Origin of the sequence: Nitrospirillum guaranorum (assembly GCF_034653275.1) — a bacterium.
Taxonomy (GTDB): domain Bacteria; phylum Pseudomonadota; class Alphaproteobacteria; order Azospirillales; family Azospirillaceae; genus Nitrospirillum.
Map to the genome: position 1 here is coordinate 899,359 of NZ_JAYEES010000003.1, position 18,142 is coordinate 917,500.

The window sequence follows — 18,142 nt, forward strand, 5'->3', positions numbered from 1 at the left end:
CCGCCCCGCTTCACGGCCGGCGGCCCATTCCGATCATTCGGGGCGAACGCCCCCCTCGACAACCCCATGCAAACCCCGCCTGGCTCACGCCCTTGGTCCCCGGGGACGCCCCGGGGAAAACCCGTGTCAACGACGGCAAGGGTGCCCCCCTGTGCAGCCGCATGTCGACCTGACAACGATAACAGCCGTGTCGTCCGATCGGTTGCGGACTATGCCAGCAGTTAGCGGCAAGAAAAGGGCGAAACCGTTCGATGCGGCGCGTGGCGTCCTTGACACCCACCGGCCGTTGCAAAAACGCCATGCCCCGCGCCGGTTTCCCGGGCGGGGCATGAACAGGGGGTAAATAAATGAGGCGATTGGCCTTTTAGGCCAGGCCCTTCTCCACGAACATGGCCAGGCGGCGGCCGAAGGCCACCGGATCCGGCAGGGGCTCACCCTCCAGGATTCGCGCCTGGTCCAGCAGCAGCCAGGCGGCGTCGGCCAGCGCCTCACCCTGGGCGCCGCCGGCGCCGTTGGCCTTGGCCAGATCCGCCAGGCGGCGGATCAGCGGATGGCCGGGGTTGACCTCCAGGATGCGCTTGGACGCCTCGTCCAGGCGGCGGTGGGCCTTCAGCATGCGCTCCAGGTGGATGTCCATGTCGCCCTCGTCCGCCACCAGGCAGACGGCGCTTTCGCGCAGGCGTTCGGAGGTGCGCACGTCCTTGACCGCGTCGCCCAGGGTCAGCTTGGCCAGCGCCACCAGGTCGGCCACGCTGTCCTCCGGCGCCTTGGGCGTTTCCTCGGCCTTGTCCTCGGCCGTGACGTTGGCCAGGTCGGCGCCGCCGCGGGTGACGGACTTGAAGGCGTGGTCCTTGTACTGCGTGACGGACTGCAGCCAGAACTCGTCCACCGCGTCGGTCAGGAACAGCACCTCGACACCCTTGGCGCGGAAGCCTTCCAGGTGCGGGCTGCGGGCCAACGCCGCCTTGTCCTCGCCGGTGATGTAGTAGATGGCGTCCTGGCCGGGCTTCATGCGGCCGACATAGTCTTCCAGGCTGACCAGCTCATCGCCGTGCGTGCTGTGGGCGCGCAGCAGCTTCAGCAGGGTGTCGCGCTGCTCCCGCTCCTCATACAGGCCTTCCTTCAGCACGGCGCCGAAGTTCTCCCAGAAGCGGGCGTAATCGGCCTTGGAGTCGGCGTCATCGGCCTTGCGGGCCAGGTCGCCCAGCACGCGCTTGGCGATGCCGGTGCGCATCTTGGCCAGCATGGGGTTGTGCTGCAGCATCTCGCGGCTGACGTTCAGCGGCAGGTCCTCGCTGTCCACCACGCCGCGCAGGAAGCGCAGATAGGCCGGGATCAGGCCTTCCGGGCCCTCGGTGATGAAGACGCGGCGGACGTACAGCTTCACCCGGTGCTTGCGCTCCGGCTCGAACAGATCGAAGGGCTTGGCCTCGGGGATGAACAGCAGGTTGGTGTATTCCAGCACACCTTCCGCCCGCCAATGCAGGGTCAGCCAGGGGTCGTCGAAGGCGTGGCCGACGTGGTGGTAGAATTCCTTGTACTGCTCGGCCGTGATCTCGCTCTTGGGCCGGGTCCACAGGGCGGAGGCGGCGTTGGCCGGCTTCTCGTCGTCGCCCACCAGCACGGGGATGCTGATGTGGTCGCTGTACTTCTTGACGATGCTCTGCAGGCGGTAGGTCTGCAGGTAGTCGTCCTCGCCGTCGCGCAGGTGCAGCACGATGCGGCTGCCGCGCGCCGGGGCGTCGTCGCTCTCACCCACGGTGAACGAGCCCTTGCCGTCCGAGGTCCAGCGCCAGCCCTGGGTTTCACCGGCCTTGCGCGAATAGACCTCGACCTCGCCCGCCACCATGAAGGCGGAATAGAAGCCCACGCCGAACTGGCCGATCAGCGACACGTCCTTCTCGCCCTCCTTCTTGGCCTCGGCCTTCTGGGAAAGGGCGGCCATGAAGTTGGCGGTGCCGGAGCGGGCGATGGTGCCCAGGTTCTCCACCAGGTCGTCCCGGTTCATGCCGATGCCGTTGTCGGCGATGGTCAGGGTGCGGGCGGCCGTGTCCGGCGTCAGGGTGATGCGGAAGTTGGCGTCCCCGGCCGTCAGGTCCGGCTGGGTCAGGGAGGCGTAGCGCAGCTTGTCGCAGGCGTCCGAGGCGTTGGAGATCAGTTCCCGCAGGAAGACCTCCTTTTCCGAGTACAGCGAATGCGCGACGATATCCAGCAGCCGGGAAACTTCGGCCTGGAAGCTGAGTTTTTCCTCACTCATGGGCGTGTTCCGTCCTCTTTTCTGGGCGGCCCGGTCGTGGCGCCGCCGACGTGGTGAACCTGGCTCCGACGCGCCGCCCATGGATGGGCCGGCCGTCGCGCCCCGATATGAGGGGCGGGCGCGACGGACGCAAGCCCCTCCGTTGGGGCGGGGCCTGAATCCGGCATCCGCGATACGGGGGTGGGTGATGGCATGGTTCGGAAAATCCGGCGCCGACGGCGCGGCGGTGGACCTGTTGGCCCGCCGGGATGAGCGCAAGATCCTGGTGGCCGCCATCGCCCGGCGCATGCGGCTGGAACAGCCCCTGGGGCTGCCGGCCTTGAGCCCGCGCGTCGCCGCCGCCCTGATGGCCACGCCGCGCGAGCTGTTCACCCCGGCGGACCAGGCCCCTTACGCCTATCATGACCACGTGCTGCCCCTGGCGGCGGGCCAGACCCTGTCCCAGCCCTCCCTGGTGGCGTTGATGACGGAGCTGCTGGCCATCCAGCCCGGCGACCGGGTGCTGGAGATCGGCGTCGGATCCGGCTACCAGACGGCGCTGCTGGCCCGTCTGGGCGCCACCGTCTTTGGGCTGGAGGTCATCGCCGACCTGGCGCGCGCGGCGGAGCGGCGGCTGGCGGCCTTGGGGATCAGGAACGTCACCGTGCGCGTGGGCGACGGCCATGCCGGCTGGCCGGACGCGGCCCCCTTCGACGCCATCCTGGCCGCCTGCGCCGCCCCCGCCGTGCCGCCCGCCCTGGTGGATCAACTGCGGCCGGGCGGGCGCCTGCTGCTGCCGGTGGGCCCCGCGGACGGGGCGCAGCAGCTTTGCCTGGTGGAAAAGGGACGGGACGGCCAGGTGCGGGAAAGGCCGCTGCTGGCCGTCGCCTTTGTTCCCATGGTGAGGCGTTAGGGGGCGATGCGCAGGCGGCGCAGGCCGCCGAAGCCGGAAACCGCCTTGCCGAACTTGCCGGCCAGGGCCAGCGTCAGGATGAAGGGCCACAGGTTCAGGCGGATGAAGCGCGAGACCCGTTGCGGCAGGCTGGCCGAGGCCATCTGTTCCGCCTCGCGGATGGCCTGCTGCACCTCCGGCGGGGTCTGGTGGCGGGTTTCCTGGATCGACGGCAGCAGATCGATATGGTGCTGCTTGGCGGTGGCGTCGGCCGGGCGCGTGGCACAGAAGGACAGCAGGGTGAACAGCTCCTCCGCGAACTCCCCCTCCGTGCCCAGCAGCTTTTCCACCGCGGCGTACTTCTCCGTCGGCACGGCTGACAGGATGCGGTCATGGCTGGCGCCGATGGCTTCCGCCAGGGCGGCGGTTTCCAGGGCGGAGGCCTCGTTGCGCTCCACCGCCAGCAGCCGCTGCTTCACCAGCGCGTAGTCATCTGTGCCCACGCCGCTGTTCAGCGCCAGATGATCCACCAGCTGATAGGCGCGCTGGCAGAAATCCTCCTCCTTACGCGCGCGGTCGGCTGGAACCGCCCCGGCGCCGGCGTCGAATTGCTGGAAGTCGCGCTTGATGAAGCCGGCGTGGCTGGTGTGGGGGGCGCAATCCAGGCTGGGCGCCTGGCGGCACAGTTCGCCCAAATCCTGCTCCGCCTTCAGCGCCTCGTAACTCGCGCGCCAGTGGTCGGGGGAGGCGGCGGGCAGCACCGGTATGGCGGGCACACCCGTGCCGGCGCCGGGGCCAATGGAGGGAAACGCCGAGGCCCAGTGCCGCTCGATCTCCCGCTCCTTCTCCTGGATGCGCAGCATGGCGCGGTTCAGGTCTTCCGACACGAACAGCAGAATCACGCCGAAGACGCTGAGGGAATAGTAGACGATGTCGATCCACTTCCAGACGGGGTTGTCATGGAAGAAGATCCCGCAGCCCAGCGCGAACAGGAACGACGTCACCGCCACGACGACGATGGAAATATCGATTTCCGCCACTTCGTTTCTTTCTTTTGGGCGCCGCCCAGCCCTTCCATGGGCTTTGCCCGGGCCGGCCCCTGTCCCCCATCGGGCTGGACAGGAGTTATGAAAGCGGCGTCCCGAAAGGGAAGTGTATTTTTTATGTCAGTTGCGAGTCGGGTCCCGCACCCTGGGGGCGGTCTTCAGGGAAGTTTGGCCAAGCCGGTCATCAGCAGGGTGACGTCGCTGCCGTTCAGCTTCACATGGCCGTCGGGGCGGAAATCCAAGCTGAAGCGTCGGCCCTGGTTCTCCGGCGTGCCCATGGATTGCAGGGCGAAGAAGCCCAGCATGGCGCCGTTGCCCACGCCGTTGGCCGGCAGATGGTCCAGGCCCCGCATCAGGAGCGACAGCGTGCCGGTCAGGCCGCGCGGGTTGGCGGCGTCGAACACCAGGGCCGCGTTGCCCACCAGGGCCGCGTCCGGCGCCTGGAAGTCCAGCTTGTCGATGGTCAGGTGGCTGCCGGCCTGGCCCAGGGCGGTCAGCGTGCGGTCCTTGATGGCGCGGTTGCGGTGCTTGGTGTCCGGCGGCAGGGTGTTCCAGTCAGCCTCCGCCAGGGTGCGCGCCGGCAGGTCGGTGATCTTTAGGTGCAGGTCGCCCTTTTCCGGGATGGGGTCGGCCTGGCCGTTGACGGCCGGCTTCACCAGGCCCCGGTGGCTATAGTCCAGCGACAGCACGCCGTGGTCGCCGTCCATGTTGTCGGCGGTTACGGTGGCGTTCAGGGTCTTCAGCGAATAGGGCCGGCCCTCGTCGTCGTGGCTGGCATAGCCGTCCAGGCTGAAGGTGCCCTTCATGCGCGACAGCACGGCGCCGGCGGGACCGGGATCCGTGCCGCCGCCCACGCGCAGCAGGGCGCCCTGGGCCATGTTGAAGTCGGTGACGTCGATGGCCAGCAGGCCGCGCAGCAGCCGGGTCTCCTCGGCGCCCTCCGGCGTCTTGGTCTCCAGCTTGTTCACCTCCATCCGCAGCGGGCCGCTCCACCGCCCGCGCGCCTCGTCCTCGGGCATGAAGCGGACGGTCAGAGTGTCCATGGACACGGCGCCGTGTCCGGGGCGGGGGATGAAGCGGATGTCGCCCGCCTTGGCGTCCAGCAGGTCCACCGTCTGGAAGTCCGGCGTCCAGCGGGCGTGCAGGCTCTGGCTGCCCAGCCGCACCTCGCCGATGCGCATGCCCTGGCCGTCGAACACGCCCATGGGGCTGGGCAGGGCGCCGGTGGCGTCCCAGTGGCCGTCGGCCGTGGGGGTGACCGCCAGCACCAGGGTGCCCAGGTCCAACACGCTGTCGTCGCCCAGGTGCAGCTGCGCGCCCGGCAGGCTCAGGCGGTAGTGGTCGCCATCGCGCGTGGCGCTGGCGTGGCCGTTCAGGGTCAGGCGCAGGCTGCCGTCCTTGTGCGGGTTGGCGGGCTTGGTCAGCTGCTGTTCGGCCAGCCGGGCCAGCTTGTCCGCACCTTCCTGCGTCACGGGTGCCGCCAGGGCGGACGTGCCCAACAGCAGGGGGATCAGCGACAGGGCGGCGAGACGGGGGCGGACGGGCATGGACGGGCCTTCAAGGGAACGGTGTTGCGCCTAGGTGATACGGGAGTATGGGCCGGAATCAAGCGGCGTGCCTGTCGGGCCGGCACCCTATATAAGGATGGCCCCGCATTATGTCCGCATTGGGGGCGGGGTTTTTCCAGGGCCACTTGGCCGCGGCCGGGCCGGGGTCCACTTTGGAACCGCCGTCGTCCGGTGGGGTTCTTGGGTGGGGCTCCCGAACGCGCCGTCTTGTTTTTGGGGGCCGCCGCCCCAACACTGAGTGTCATGAGCGACCGTTCCCGCCCCTCTCCAGCCTCCGCCCTGCCCGCTCAGCGGCGGGCCGCCGACAGCGTGGGCGCCTTGCCGGGCGGGCGGGTGGTGGCGGTGCTGGGGCCGACCAACACCGGCAAGACCTATCTGGCCATGGAACGCATGCTGGCCCACGCCAGCGGCATGATGGGTTTCCCCCTGCGCCTGCTGGCGCGGGAGAACTACGACAAGGTGGTCAAGGCCAAGGGCGCGGGCCAGGTGGCCCTGGTGACGGGTGAGGAAAAGATCATCCCCCCCGGCGCCCGCTATTGGATCTGCACCGTCGAATCCATGCCGCTGGACCATGTCGCGCAGTTCCTGGCGGTGGACGAGATCCAGCTGGCCGCCGATCCGGAGCGCGGGCACATCTTCACCGACCGCCTGCTGCACGCGCGCGGGACGGAGGAGACGATGTTCCTCGGCTCCGACACCATCAAGCCGCTGCTGCAGAAGCTGATTCCCAAGGCGGAGTTCGTGTCGCGACCCCGCTTCTCCAGCCTGACCTACAGCGGGCACAAGAAGCTGACCAAGCTGCCGCCCCGCGCCGCCGTGGTGGCCTTCTCCGCCGCCGACGTCTACGGCCTGGCCGAGCTGCTGCGCCGCACGCGCGGCGGCACGGCGGTGGTGCTGGGCGCCCTCAGCCCCCGCACCCGCAACGCCCAGGTGCAGCTCTACCAGGAAGGGGCGGTGGATTACCTGGTGGCGACCGACGCCATCGGCATGGGCCTGAACATGGACGTCGACCATGTGGCCTTCGCCCGCCTGTCCAAGTTCGACGGCCAGCAGCCGCGCCGCCTGCGCGCGCCGGAGGTGGCGCAGATCGCCGGCCGCGCCGGCCGCCACCTGGCCGACGGCACCTTCGGCACGACGGATGAGGCGCCGCCGCTGGATCCCGAGCTGATCGACGCGGTGGAGAACCATAAGTTCGAGACGTTGAAGACCCTGATGTGGCGCAACGTCGATCTGGATTTCCGCAGCCCCCAGGCCCTGCTGCGCGCGCTGGAGGAACGGCCGCCGTCGCCCGTGCTGATCCGCGCGCGCGAGGCGGACGACCATCTGGCCTTGCAGGCGCTGGCGCAGGACGCCGACATCATGCGCGTGGCCAACTCCCCCCTGGCCGTGCGCCTGTTGTGGGAGGTCTGCCAGATCCCGGACTTCCGCAAGGTGCTGTCCGACGCCCATACCCGCCTCCTGTCCCAAATCTTCAAGTATCTGCGCGATGGGCCGGCCGGCACCCTGCCGCTGGACTGGGTGGCGGCCCAGGTGGCCCGCCTGGACCGGGGAGAGGGCGACATCGACACCCTGGTGTCACGCATCGCCCATATCCGCACCTGGACCTACATCTCCCACCGCCCTGGCTGGCTGGACGATGCCGCGCACTGGCAGGAACGCACCCGCGCCATCGAGGACCGGCTGTCCGACGCCCTGCATGAGCGCCTGACCCAGCGCTTCGTCGACAAGCGGTCGGCCGGCCTGGTGAAGCGGCTGGCCGACGGACGCGACCTGATGGGGGCGGTGGACCGCGACGGCCGCGTGCTGGTGGAAGGCCACCCGGTGGGCCGGCTGCATGGCGTGGCCTTCCAGTTGGATGCCGACGTGCCGGCGGCCGACGCCAAGGCCATCACCACCGCCGCCCGCCGCGCCCTGGGCGACGTCATCGCCCAGCGGGTGCGCGCGCTGGAGACGGCACCCGACGCCGCCATAACCCTGGACGGCGGGGGGAGCTGAGTTGGGACGGCGCCGTCATCGGCGTGCTGGCGCCGGGGCCCACGCCGCTGGCCCCCCTGGTGCGCCTGGTGGGGGACGATTTCCTGCAGACCGGCCAGCGTGAACCGGTGCGGGCGCGGCTTGCACGCTGGGTGGAGGCGCACGTGGCCCGGGTGCTGGCCCCGCTCACGGCCTTGGCCGCCGCCGCCCAAGGCAAGGGTGCGGAGCTTTCCGGCGCCGGCCGGGGCATCGCCTTCCAGGTGGCGGAGGCGCTGGGCGGCCTGCCCCGCGCGGCGCTGGAACCCCTGATCGCCACCCTGACCAGGGAGGACCGGCGGCGCCTGGCGGCCCTGGGTCTGCGCCTGGGCTTCAGCCAGGTGTTCCTGGCGGCGCTGACGCGGCCGGCGGCGGTGGCCCTGCGCGGACTGCTGTGGTCGGTGGCGCACGCCACGCCCGTGGCGGTGCCGCCACCTAGCCGCGTGACCTTGGCCGTGGGCGATCTGCCACCGGGCTTCCTGGCGGCCATCGGCTATATTCCCTTGGGGACTCGCGCCATGCGCGTCGACATGGTGGACCGGCTGGAGAAATCCCTGGCCGGCCGGGCCAAGGCCGGGCCGCTGGTCGCCGTGGACGATTTGGTGCTGAGCCTGGGCGTGCCCCGGGCGGAGGTGCCGTCCCTGATGTCCGCCCTGGGCTACCGTCTGGGGCGGCCCAAGGCGGAGGGGGAGCCGGCCCCCTGGCTGCGGCGGCGGCCCAAGCATGCTCCCGCCCCCGCGGCGGCCAAGCCCGGCCCGGCGCCCGCGGCGCCCAAGCCCGGCAAAAAGGCGGCGCCGGCACCCCAGCCCGCGACGCCCGGTGACAACCCTTTCAGCATACTGCGGACCTTGGTGGAGGTGCCCTGATGGGGGGCGTGGCGGTGACGACGATGGCGGCGGCGCGACATGGCTAAGACGAACGGGAAGGGCGCCGGCCCGGATGACGAGGATGCCGCCGACCTGGCGGAAGGTCGGCTGCGGCTGGACAAATGGCTGTGGTATGCCCGCTTCCTGAAGTCGCGCAGCCTGGCCGCCAAGCTGTGCGGTTCCGGCGCCATCCGCTGCGGCGGCACATCCATCACCAAGGCGCACCACACCGTGCGGCCGGGCGATGTGCTGACCTTCCCCCTGGGCAACCATATCCGTGTCATCAAGGTGCTGGCGCTGGGCACCCGCCGCGGCCCGGCACCGGAGGCCCAGGCGCTGTATGAGGACCTGGCCCCGCCCACGCCGGAGTCGCGCCTGCCCAAGGCCCTGTAAGATTTGGGCGAACGGGTTCTATCCAGACCGGCTTCGGGCTTCTACGCTGTCGGTCGATAAGCGCCGCCCAGGGGGCGCGGCGCGCAAGGATCGGGGCTGGTTATGAAGGTTTGGGGAAAAGGGACGGGGACGGCGGTGGCCGTGGGGATTTTAGGCGTGGCGCTGGGGGCTTGTCTGGTCCCGGCGGCGGTCCACGCCGCGGCGTTCGACCCGGTGGCGGCGACGCAGGCTTACCTGGACACGGTGCCCGCCGACGCGCGGGCCAAGTCGAACGCCTATTTCGAAGGCGGCTATTGGCTGCAGCTGTGGCGCTTCCTGGTGTCGCTGGCGGTGGCCGCCGTGTTCCTGGCCGGCGGCCTGGCGCGGCGCCTACGGGATCGGCTGGCCGGCCTGGGCCGCTTCGCCACGCCCGTGTTCTTCATCGCCTACACCGTCATCGACTACATCCTCAGCCTGCCCTACGTCGGGTATGCCGATTGGTACCGCGAGCGGCAGTACGGCCTGATGAACCAGACCTTTGGCGACTGGTTCGGCGACCAGATGATCCAGCTCGCCATTTCCAGCCTGATCGGCGCCCTGGTCGTCTGGGTGCTGTATGCCATCGTCCGCCGCCTGGGCCGCAGCTGGTGGATATGGGCCAGCGCCTTCGGCGTGGTGGTGGTGACCCTCATGGTGGTGGTGACGCCGGTCTTCGTGGCGCCGCTGTTCAACAAATACGAACCGATGAAGCCCGGCCCGGTGCGCGAGGCGCTGCTGTCCATGGCACGGTCCAACGAGGTGCCGGCCACCGACGTCTATGAATTCAACGCCTCCCGCCAGTCCAACAAGATCAGCGCCAATGTCAGCGGCCTGTTCGGCACCACCCGCATCTCCCTGACCGACACGCTGCTGCAGCGCTGCACCCTGGCGGAGATCAAGGCGGTGATGGGGCATGAGATGGGGCATTACGTCCTGAATCACGCCTTCGTCATCCTGCTCTATCTCTCCATCCTCGTGTGCTTCGGCTATCTGTTCGTTGACCGTGTCTTCGGCCGGCTGACGCGGGGCGGGCGCTGGGGGATCACCGGCCTGGGAGACGTGGCCGGCCTGCCCTTGGTCGTCATCCTGTTCACCGCCTACTTCTTCGTGCTGACCCCGGTGCTCAACACCATCATCCGCACGCAGGAAGCCGAGGCCGACGCTTTCGGCCTGAACCTGGCGCGCGAGCCGGACGGCTTCGCCAACGCGGCGCTGAAGCTGGCGGAATACCGCAAGCTGCAGCCGGGCAAGTGGGAGGAGATCGTGTTCTACGACCACCCCTCGGGCTACAACCGCATCCTGCGCGCCATGCGCTGGAAGGCGGAGAACCTGCCGGCCGCCGCGCCCGCCGAACCCCCCGCCGCCGAATCCCCTGCCGGCCAGGCCCCGGTGGAGCCCAAGCCGTGACCGACGCCTCGTCGATCCCGGACTCCCCCTTGGCTGATTTGCGGGCCCACGCCCTGACCTATCCGGAGGCGTGGGAGGATCACCCCTGGGGGAGACGGTGGTGAAGGTGCGGCAGAAGATCTTCGTCTTCCTGGGCCGGGACGGGGCGGCCGGCTGCCACGTGACGGTGAAGTTGCCCCGCTCCGCCCCCTTCGCGCTGGATATGGCCAACTGCGCGCCCACGGGCTACGGCCTGGGGCGCGCGGGGTGGATCACCGCCACATTCGGCGCGGGCGAGGAGGTGCCGCTGGACCTGCTGCGGGCCTGGATCAAGGAAAGCTACCAGGCCGTGGCGCCCAAGAAGCTGGCGGCGCGGCTGGACGCCCAGGCCGCGACCGGAGGCGCCGGCGGCGGACCCACCGCCTAGTCCCTGCCTTCCAACAAGGCGCGGCGGGCCACCAGGCCCTGGCCGACGACATCGAAGAAGGCGCGGACGCGCGCCGTGTTGCGCAGATCCCGATGCGTGATCAGCCACAGCTCACGCGTCAACGCCCCCTCGGGACCGGCGACGCGCGCCAGGTCCGCTTCCGGGTCCCCCAGGTAGCAGGGCAGAAGGGCCATCCCGATCCCAGCCTTCACCGCCATCATCTGGTTGATGAGGCTGCTGGAGCGATAGACGATGGCGGTCCCCGGCACCATGTCGGTCAGCCAGGTCGCGGCCGCGGCGGCGGCGCCCGTGTCCCAGCCGATGAAGCTGTGCCCCGCGAACCCCGGCGCCACGGGGGCGGGCTTGCCGGCCAGGTAGGCCGGGCTGGCGTACAAGGCCCAGGCGGTGTCCGCGAGGCGCCGGCCGAACAGGTCGCCCTCGGCCGGCCGCGTGGCGCGGATGGCGATGTCCGCCTCCCGGCGCAGCAGGTCCAGTTGCCGGTTGTCGACCAGCAGTTCGATCGAGATCCCGTCGTGGCGGGCGCGGAACTCGACCAGCAGGTCGTTCAGCAGCCGGTAGGCCAGGCTTTCCGAGCAGGTGATCCTGAGGTTTCCCGACAGGCGGGCGTCCCGGCCGGTGATGTCCCGGTCCAGCGCCAGGGCCTCCTCCTCCATGCGTTCAGCGGCCAGCAGCATGCGCTCCCCCGCGTCCGTCGGGCGGTAGGTGCCGGCGCTGCGCTCGAACAACTGCACCTGGAACGCCGCCTCGAGGGCGTTCAGCCAGCGAAAGATGGTCGAATGGTCGTGCCCCAGCGCCTTGGCCGCGCCCTTCAGCGATCCCGTCCGGCTGATCGCCAGGATCAGCCGGAAGCCGTTCCAGTCCATGTGGCTTGTTCCTGCGCAAGCTTACCCGCTTGAATCCGTCACGCCTTTGCGCTCTTGCAAAATAAGGTGCCTGCGGCGGCCCGGGCAACATCGCTGAATTTGCGCCGGCGCAAGCGCGCCTTGCCAAAGGCCAAGCCGGCTTGGCATCGGCGAAAGCCTATGGTGCCCGCCGCTGACCTGAAAGGAACCTTGGCCCATGTTCAAGATGTACGGCTTCTGGCGCTCCGCCGCCGCCTTCCGCGTGCGTGCCGCGCTGAACCTCAAGGGCCTGACGGTCGAGGAGACGATGATCGATCTCGACGCCGGGGAGCAGAACGCGCCGGCCTTCCTGGCCGTCAACCCGGCGGCGGCCGTGCCCGCGCTGTTCGTGGATGGCGGGCCGCCGCTGACCCAATCGCTGGCGATCCTGGAGTATCTGGAGGAGTTGTATCCCGAGCCGGCGCTCCTGCCCGCCGGCGCGCGCGCCAGGGCCCGGGTCCGGGCGTTGGCGCTCAGCTTCGCGGCCGACCATCACCCCCTGATCGTGCCCCGGGTGCGGCGCCATCTGGCCACCGCCTTTGGTGTGGGCCACACCGATTGGGTGCGGCACTGGTTCCGCGAGGGGCTGGCGCAGGGGGAGGCCCGTCTGGCCGGTGATCCCGCCGTCGGCCGCTTCTGCCATGGCGACAGCCCCACGATCGCGGACCTGTGCCTCATGAGCCACGTGACCGGAGCCCAGGGCTTCCAGGTATTCCCGGCCGACTATCCGACCATCGACCGGATTTTCACCGCCTGCATGGAGATCGACGCGTTCGCCAAGGCGGCGCCGCTACGCCAGCCGGGGGCACCTCACAGCTAGGCGTCGAGCACCGTGACGGTGTCGCCCGGCCGGATCGTCCCGCCCTCGATGACGCGGGCATAGACGCCGCAGTTGACGTGGCCGTAGCCGTTCATCAGGGACTTCAGCACGGGCATGTCGCGCTCGCCCGTCATCGGGTTGACCTCGGTGGCGGCGCAGCGGCGGACGTTCTTGAACACCTCCAGCAGCGTGTCGCCGACGCGCAGGCGCTTGCCCACCCACTGCGCCTCCGCCCAAGGGGCAAGGTCCGAGAGCAGCAGGTTGCCGCGAAAGCGGCGCGGGTCCACCGGCGCCTGGGTCACCCGTTCCAGATCCTTGCAACTGGCCAGGTTGATCAGGGACACCGCCTTTTCCTCGATGTCGCTGAACATATGGCCCGGCGCCTCGATCACCTTGTAAGGCGGCGGCACGGCCGCGTCCTTCATGTACGCGGCCAGGAATTGCTCGATCAACAGGCGGCCGGTGGGAGTGTCGATGCGCCCCTTGGCCACCTGCCTGCCATTGCGCAGCAGCACCAGCGTGCAGCTGGTGGCGTCATAGCGCGCGTCCAGCGTGGCCAGCCGCTCATCCCGCATCAGGGCCAGGAAGTTGCTCTTGGGCCGCCAGGCGGGGTTGACCACGTCGAAGGTGGTGGCACCGTGGGTGATGGCGAAGCGCCGGTCCTGCGGCATGCCATGGCCGGGGGTCAGCGTGACCGCCTCCAGGGTCTGGGCGGACAACCCCTTGACGGGGAAATAGTGCAGGATGGAAACGGTCGTCATCATGGGGCCAGTCTAAGGGATCAGCCCCGCCGCTTGTCAACGAACGGTCGGGGACAAGTTGACGACAATTAGATGTAGGGCCGGGTAGAGGTGGGGCCGCGTAGATGTAGAAACAAGCGCGGGATCGGGCTTGCGGCTGGCCGGAACAGGCCCCATATCGCTGGTGCATCCTTCGGATCGCACAATTGTCGTGGATCATGGCTGGAACGGGCTGCCTGGCGGACGCTCTGGCCGACACTAGGAGCTTTTTGCGATGGACTTCGAGAAGTTCACTGAGCGCAGCCGTGGCTTCGTGCAGGCGGCGCAGACGCTGGCGCTACGCGGCGGTCATCAGACCCTGAACCCTGAACACCTGTTGAAGGTGCTGCTGGACGACAGCGAAGGCCTGGCGGCCAATCTGCTGCGCTCCTCCGGCGCCGATCCCGCCCGCGCCCTGACGGGCGTGGAGGCGGCGCTGGCCAAGGTGCCGGTGGTGTCCGGACCTGGCGCCGGGCAGATCAGCCTCAGCCGTGAGCTGGCCAAGGTTTTCGACAGCGCCCTGCAGCTGGCCCAGAAGGCGGGCGACAGCTTCGTCACGGCCGAGCGCCTGCTGCTGGCCCTGACCATGGCCGAGGGCACGACGGCCGCCAAGGTGCTGGCCGAGGCCGGCGCCAAGCCGCAGGCCCTGAATCAGGCCATCAACGCCCTGCGCAAGGGCCGCACCGCCGACAGCGCGTCGGCGGAACAGAGCTATGACGCGCTCAAGAAATACGCCCGCGACCTGACCCAGGCGGCGCGGGACGGCAAGCTCGACCCCGTCATCGGCCGCGACGAGGAAATCCGCCGTACCATCCAGGTGCTGGCCCGCCGCACCAAGAACAACCCCGTCCTGATCGGCGAGCCCGGCGTGGGCAAGACCGCCATCGTGGAAGGGCTGGCCCTGCGCATCGTCAACGGCGACGTGCCGGAGGGGCTGAAGAACAAGCGCCTGATGGCGCTGGACTTGGCCGGCCTGGTCGCCGGCGCCAAGTTCCGGGGCGAGTTCGAGGAACGGCTGAAGGCCGTGCTGCAGGAAATCCAGGCCGCGGCGGGCGAGGTCATCGTCTTCGTGGACGAACTGCACACCCTGGTGGGGGCCGGCAAGGCCGATGGCGCCATGGACGCCTCCAACATGCTGAAGCCGGCGCTGGCGCGGGGCGAACTGCATTGCGTGGGCGCCACGACCCTGGACGAATACCGCAAGTACATCGAGAAGGACGCGGCCCTGGCCCGTCGCTTCCAGCCCGTCTTCGTGGCCGAGCCGACGGTGGAGGACACCATCTCCATCCTGCGCGGCCTGAAGGAGAAGTATGAGCTGCACCACGGCGTGCGCATCACCGACGGCGCCATCGTGGCGGCCGCCACCCTGTCCAACCGCTACATCACCGACCGCTTCCTGCCCGACAAGGCCATCGACCTGGTGGACGAGGCCGCCAGCCGGCTGCGCATGGTGGTGGACAGCAAGCCCGAGCAGATCGACGAGCTGGACCGCCAGATCATCCGCCTGAAGATCGAGCGCGAGGCGCTGAAGCGCGAAACCGACCAGGGCTCCAAGGATCGGCTGGTCAAGCTGGAGGCCGAGCTGGCCGAGCTGGAGGAACAGTCGGGCAACCTCACCGCCCAGTGGCAGGCGGAGAAGGACACCCTGTCCAGCGCCCAGAAGCTGAAGGAACAGCTGGAGCAGGCCCGCGCCGAGCTGGAGAACGCCCAGCGCACCGGCAACTGGGCCCGCGCGGGCGAGTTGACCTACGGCGTCATTCCGGAGACGGAGCGCCGCCTGCGCGAGGCGGAGGAGGCCGGTGGCAACCGCATGCTGAACGAGGAGGTGCGCGACGGTGACATCGCCGCCGTGGTCAGCCGCTGGACCGGTATTCCCGTCGACAAGATGCTGACGGGCGAGCGGGAAAAGCTGCTGCGCATGGAGGAGAAGCTGCACAGCCGCGTGGTGGGCCAGGACGAGGCGGTGGTGGCCGTGTCCAACGCCGTGCGCCGCGCCCGCGCCGGCCTGCAGGACCCCAACCGCCCCATCGGCAGCTTCCTGTTCCTGGGCCCGACCGGCGTGGGCAAGACGGAACTGACCAAGGCCCTGGCCGAATTCCTGTTCGATGACGAGACGGCCATGGTCCGCCTCGACATGTCTGAATATATGGAGAAGCACTCCGTCGCCCGCATGATCGGCGCCCCTCCGGGTTATGTCGGCTATGAGGAGGGCGGGGCCCTGACCGAGGCGGTGCGCCGCCGGCCCTACCAGGTCGTGTTGTTCGACGAGGTGGAGAAGGCCCACCCGGACGTGTTCAACGTGCTGCTGCAGGTGCTGGACGACGGTCGCCTGACCGATGGCCAGGGCCGCACGGTGGACTTCCGCAACACGCTGATCATCATGACGTCCAACCTGGGGTCCGAGGCCTTGGCCTCGCTGGCCGACGGGGCGGACGCGGCGGCGGTGGCCACGGCGCATGCCCACGTGCTGGAGGTGGTGCGGGGCTCCTTCCGGCCCGAGTTCCTGAACCGGCTGGATGAGATCCTGATCTTCAACCGCCTGTCGCGGCCGCACATGGCCGGCATCGTCAACATCCAGCTGGGCCGCCTGCGGCGCATGCTGGCGGAGCGCAACATGACGCTGGAACTGGACGACGCGGCCCTGCGCTGGCTGGCCGACGCCGGCTACGACCCAGCCTATGGCGCCCGGCCCCTGAAGCGGGTGATCCAGCGGGAACTGCAGAACCCCTTGGCCACCCGCATCCTGGAAGGCCGCATCAACGACGGGGAGACCATCACCGTCTCCGCCGGGCCGGAGGGCCTGGTGCTGAACGGCGAGGCCATCAAGGTGCCGCCGGCCGGCGAAAGCCTCTGGGGCCAGCCGCCCACCGTGCATTGAACGGTAAAGCGAAAGGGCCGATCTCTCCCGAGGCCGGCCCTTTTCTTTTCCAGGAAGTCTCCAGGAGCGAAGCGACAAGGACGCGATCGCGTCCGCCGCAGCATTCTGGGGAGCGAAGCGCACTGGAATGCGAGGAAGCCAAGGCCACGGATGTGGCCGCCCGGCGCTTGAGGGCATGAAAAAAGCCGACCTCGTGAGAAGCCGGCTTTTTTCGTATCAGTGCCGCTTCACGGCGGCCTGGACCACGTGGCCGGTGCCGGGCTTGGCGGCGACCAACGTGCTGCCGTTGGCGCCCTGCAAATCGCGGAAGGCGTCCTGGTCCTCGGCGACGACGGCCTGGAACTGCTTCAGGTCCTTCCCGTCCAGCTTGCGGCCGGCCTCGATCTTGGCTTCCTTGCTGTCGGGATTGATCTGCTGGTTGCCGCGCAGCACTTCGAAGTGCAGGTGCGGGCCGGTGGCACGGCCGGTGGCGCCGACATAGCCGATCACGTCGCCCTGGGCCACGCGCATGCCGGGGCGCAGGCCCTTGGCGATGCGGCTCATGTGGCCATAGGCGGTTTCCATCTGGTTGCCGTGGCGCAGCTTGACGTAGTTGCCATAGCTGCTGAAGGGACCCGCCTGCTCCACCAGGCCGTCGCCGGCGGCGTAGATGGGGGTGCCCACGGGGGCGCCGAAGTCCTTGCCCTTATGCATTTTGCTGTAGCCCAGCACCGGGTGCATGCGCATCCCATAGCCGGAGGTGACGCGGGCGCCATCGATGGGGGTGCGCAGGATGGCGCGGCGGATGCTCTCGCCCAGGGCATTGTAATAGTCGGCGGCGCTGCCGGACGCCTGGTAACGGTAGATGGCCTTCTGCTTGCCCGACAGGGTCAGCGAGGCGAACTGGATGTCGCCGTCGCGGGCGGGCTGGCCGTCCTCGGTGTAATAGCGCTCGAACAGGATTTCGAAGGTGTCGCCCGGCTGCAGGTCGCGCTGGAAGTCGACATCGTAGGCGTAGCGCTTGATGAAGGCGTCCAGCACGGGGTAGGGCACGCCGGCGGCGCTGGCCGCCTCCGACAGGCTGCTGGTGATGCGGCCGCGGGCGGCCATCAGCTTCTTCTCCAGCGGCTTGTCCACCTGGCGGGCTTGATAGCGGCCGCCATTGAAGGCGACCGACACGGCGCGCTCGGCGGCCGGCTGGAATTCCAGGCCGATGAACTTGTCACCTTCGCTGTGGTCGAACAGCACGGTGATGCCCTGGCCCGCCTTCATGCGGCGCACGTCATAAACGCCGCTCAGCGCGCTGACGGCGTTCTGGGCGCTGTCGGCTGGCACGCCGCCATCCATCAGCACCTGCATCAGCGTGTCGCCCCGGCCGACATTGACGTGGCGACGCTCCACCGGGTCGACCGACAGGGGCTTGCCAGCCTGCGGCGCCGGGTCGGCGGCGGCAACGGCGGTCTGCTGCGGAACCTGCTGGTCCTTGGGCGCTGCGGCCGCGGCGGCGGCCAGGTCGGGGTCCACGTCCGACGGCGGGGCGGGGGGCAGTGCCTGCGGGGCGACGGCCACACTGCCCGTGTCGTCCAGGGACGCTAGGGAGACGACGCCGCCCAGGGTCAGGGCGACGACGGATGTCACGGCGATGCGCTTCAGCAAGGCCCCCACTCCCCCAAATCAAACCGCATCGTCAAAACCCTCAACCTCAAAGACAACATGGGGCCCCATCGGGCGCTGTTTCCCGGGCCCCTGTTTCCGGAGCGCGGGCACGGTGTCGACGGGCCGCCCGGTTGAACGGCCTTGGCCATGGTGCCAACACACCACGAAAATCCTCACCAACCGGTCCCGCCCTTGCGTGGCGGGGCCGATGTCGAGGGAGAGGAACTGACGACTGGAAACGCCGAAATCCGGTTCATCGCCCCGGGGGATCCGGCAGGTCGTAACG

The 18,142-nt window shown here is 69.4% G+C and carries 14 protein-coding genes; 8 read left to right on the forward strand and 6 right to left on the reverse strand.

Annotated elements, in window-relative coordinates; translation table 11 throughout:
* Window positions 1-364 precede the first annotated feature (364 nt).
* Window positions 365-2,257, reverse strand: coding sequence for a molecular chaperone HtpG (gene htpG / locus UAJ10_RS13080; protein ID WP_145750837.1), 1,893 nt, complete (start codon window positions 2,255-2,257; stop codon window positions 365-367).
* A 187-nt stretch (window positions 2,258-2,444) separates the two neighbouring features.
* Between htpG and UAJ10_RS13085 the strand changes: the two genes are divergently transcribed.
* Window positions 2,445-3,149 (forward strand): protein-L-isoaspartate(D-aspartate) O-methyltransferase, encoded by a 705-nt coding sequence (locus tag UAJ10_RS13085; RefSeq protein WP_322915747.1) that lies wholly within the window; start codon window positions 2,445-2,447, stop codon window positions 3,147-3,149.
* On the opposite strand, the gene UAJ10_RS13090 is transcribed toward UAJ10_RS13085, so the two are convergent.
* Window positions 3,146-4,168: a hypothetical protein gene (locus tag UAJ10_RS13090; RefSeq protein WP_322915748.1), complete on the reverse strand. Its 1,023-nt coding sequence runs from the start codon at window positions 4,166-4,168 to the stop codon at window positions 3,146-3,148. The two genes, UAJ10_RS13085 and UAJ10_RS13090, sit on opposite strands and share 4 nt — an antisense overlap.
* Before the next feature lie 164 nt (window positions 4,169-4,332).
* Entirely contained in the window at window positions 4,333-5,721 is a 1,389-nt protein-coding gene (locus tag UAJ10_RS13095; RefSeq protein WP_322915749.1) for a hypothetical protein, read from the reverse strand.
* Between the two features lie 264 nt (window positions 5,722-5,985).
* On the opposite strand from UAJ10_RS13095, the gene UAJ10_RS13100 reads away from it, so the two are divergent.
* The 5 genes from UAJ10_RS13100 (at window position 5,986) to UAJ10_RS13120 (ending at window position 10,842) form a co-directional block, all read left to right on the forward strand.
* Entirely contained in the window at window positions 5,986-7,737 is a 1,752-nt protein-coding gene (locus UAJ10_RS13100; protein ID WP_322915750.1) for a helicase-related protein, read from the forward strand.
* Between the two features lie 23 nt (window positions 7,738-7,760).
* Window positions 7,761-8,618: a hypothetical protein gene (locus UAJ10_RS13105; RefSeq protein WP_322915751.1), complete on the forward strand. Its 858-nt coding sequence runs from the start codon at window positions 7,761-7,763 to the stop codon at window positions 8,616-8,618.
* Window positions 8,619-8,657: 39 nt separating this feature from the next.
* Window positions 8,658-9,011: an RNA-binding S4 domain-containing protein gene (locus tag UAJ10_RS13110; protein ID WP_322915752.1), complete on the forward strand. Its 354-nt coding sequence runs from the start codon at window positions 8,658-8,660 to the stop codon at window positions 9,009-9,011.
* 102 nt (window positions 9,012-9,113) lie between these two features.
* Complete coding sequence (locus tag UAJ10_RS13115) at window positions 9,114-10,436, forward strand: M48 family metallopeptidase (protein WP_322915753.1); 1,323 nt, start codon at window positions 9,114-9,116, stop codon at window positions 10,434-10,436.
* Between the two features lie 70 nt (window positions 10,437-10,506).
* A complete protein-coding gene (locus UAJ10_RS13120) occupies window positions 10,507-10,842 on the forward strand; it encodes an MmcQ/YjbR family DNA-binding protein (protein WP_322915754.1) in 336 nt (111 codons plus the stop codon).
* Here the strand turns inward: UAJ10_RS13120 and UAJ10_RS13125 are convergent.
* Window positions 10,839-11,726, reverse strand: a complete 888-nt coding sequence (locus UAJ10_RS13125) for a LysR family transcriptional regulator (protein WP_322915755.1) — start codon at window positions 11,724-11,726, stop codon at window positions 10,839-10,841. The genes UAJ10_RS13120 and UAJ10_RS13125 overlap by 4 nt on opposite strands.
* A 196-nt stretch (window positions 11,727-11,922) precedes the next feature.
* Between UAJ10_RS13125 and maiA the strand changes: the two genes are divergently transcribed.
* Window positions 11,923-12,564, forward strand: a complete 642-nt coding sequence (gene maiA / locus UAJ10_RS13130; protein ID WP_322915756.1) for a maleylacetoacetate isomerase — start codon at window positions 11,923-11,925, stop codon at window positions 12,562-12,564.
* Here maiA and UAJ10_RS13135 read toward each other — a convergent pair.
* Window positions 12,561-13,328, reverse strand: coding sequence for an MOSC domain-containing protein (locus UAJ10_RS13135; RefSeq protein ID WP_322915757.1), 768 nt, complete (start codon window positions 13,326-13,328; stop codon window positions 12,561-12,563). The genes maiA and UAJ10_RS13135 overlap by 4 nt on opposite strands.
* 250 nt (window positions 13,329-13,578) lie before the next feature.
* Between UAJ10_RS13135 and clpB the strand changes: the two genes are divergently transcribed.
* Window positions 13,579-16,221 (forward strand): ATP-dependent chaperone ClpB, encoded by a 2,643-nt coding sequence (clpB, locus tag UAJ10_RS13140; RefSeq protein WP_322915758.1) that lies wholly within the window; start codon window positions 13,579-13,581, stop codon window positions 16,219-16,221.
* 216 nt (window positions 16,222-16,437) lie between these two features.
* Here clpB and UAJ10_RS13145 read toward each other — a convergent pair whose 3' ends face one another.
* Window positions 16,438-17,865, reverse strand: coding sequence for a peptidoglycan DD-metalloendopeptidase family protein (locus UAJ10_RS13145; protein ID WP_322915759.1), 1,428 nt, complete (start codon window positions 17,863-17,865; stop codon window positions 16,438-16,440).
* Window positions 17,866-18,142: the final 277 nt, after the last annotated feature.

What these genes read in the sequence shown, in the direction of transcription:
- UAJ10_RS13085 (WP_322915747.1), top strand. Translation starts at nt 2,445, where the DNA reads ATGGCATGGTTCGGAAAATCCGGCGCCGACGGCGCGGCGGTGGACCTG.
- UAJ10_RS13135 (WP_322915757.1), bottom strand. Translation starts at nt 13,328, where the DNA reads ATGATGACGACCGTTTCCATCCTGCACTATTTCCCCGTCAAGGGGTTG.
- UAJ10_RS13115 (WP_322915753.1), top strand. Translation starts at nt 9,114, where the DNA reads ATGAAGGTTTGGGGAAAAGGGACGGGGACGGCGGTGGCCGTGGGGATT.
- maiA (WP_322915756.1), top strand. Translation starts at nt 11,923, where the DNA reads ATGTTCAAGATGTACGGCTTCTGGCGCTCCGCCGCCGCCTTCCGCGTG.
- htpG (WP_145750837.1), bottom strand. Translation starts at nt 2,257, where the DNA reads ATGAGTGAGGAAAAACTCAGCTTCCAGGCCGAAGTTTCCCGGCTGCTG.
- UAJ10_RS13100 (WP_322915750.1), top strand. Translation starts at nt 5,986, where the DNA reads ATGAGCGACCGTTCCCGCCCCTCTCCAGCCTCCGCCCTGCCCGCTCAG.
- clpB (WP_322915758.1), top strand. Translation starts at nt 13,579, where the DNA reads ATGGACTTCGAGAAGTTCACTGAGCGCAGCCGTGGCTTCGTGCAGGCG.
- UAJ10_RS13125 (WP_322915755.1), bottom strand. Translation starts at nt 11,726, where the DNA reads ATGGACTGGAACGGCTTCCGGCTGATCCTGGCGATCAGCCGGACGGGA.
- UAJ10_RS13095 (WP_322915749.1), bottom strand. Translation starts at nt 5,721, where the DNA reads ATGCCCGTCCGCCCCCGTCTCGCCGCCCTGTCGCTGATCCCCCTGCTG.
- UAJ10_RS13110 (WP_322915752.1), top strand. Translation starts at nt 8,658, where the DNA reads ATGGCTAAGACGAACGGGAAGGGCGCCGGCCCGGATGACGAGGATGCC.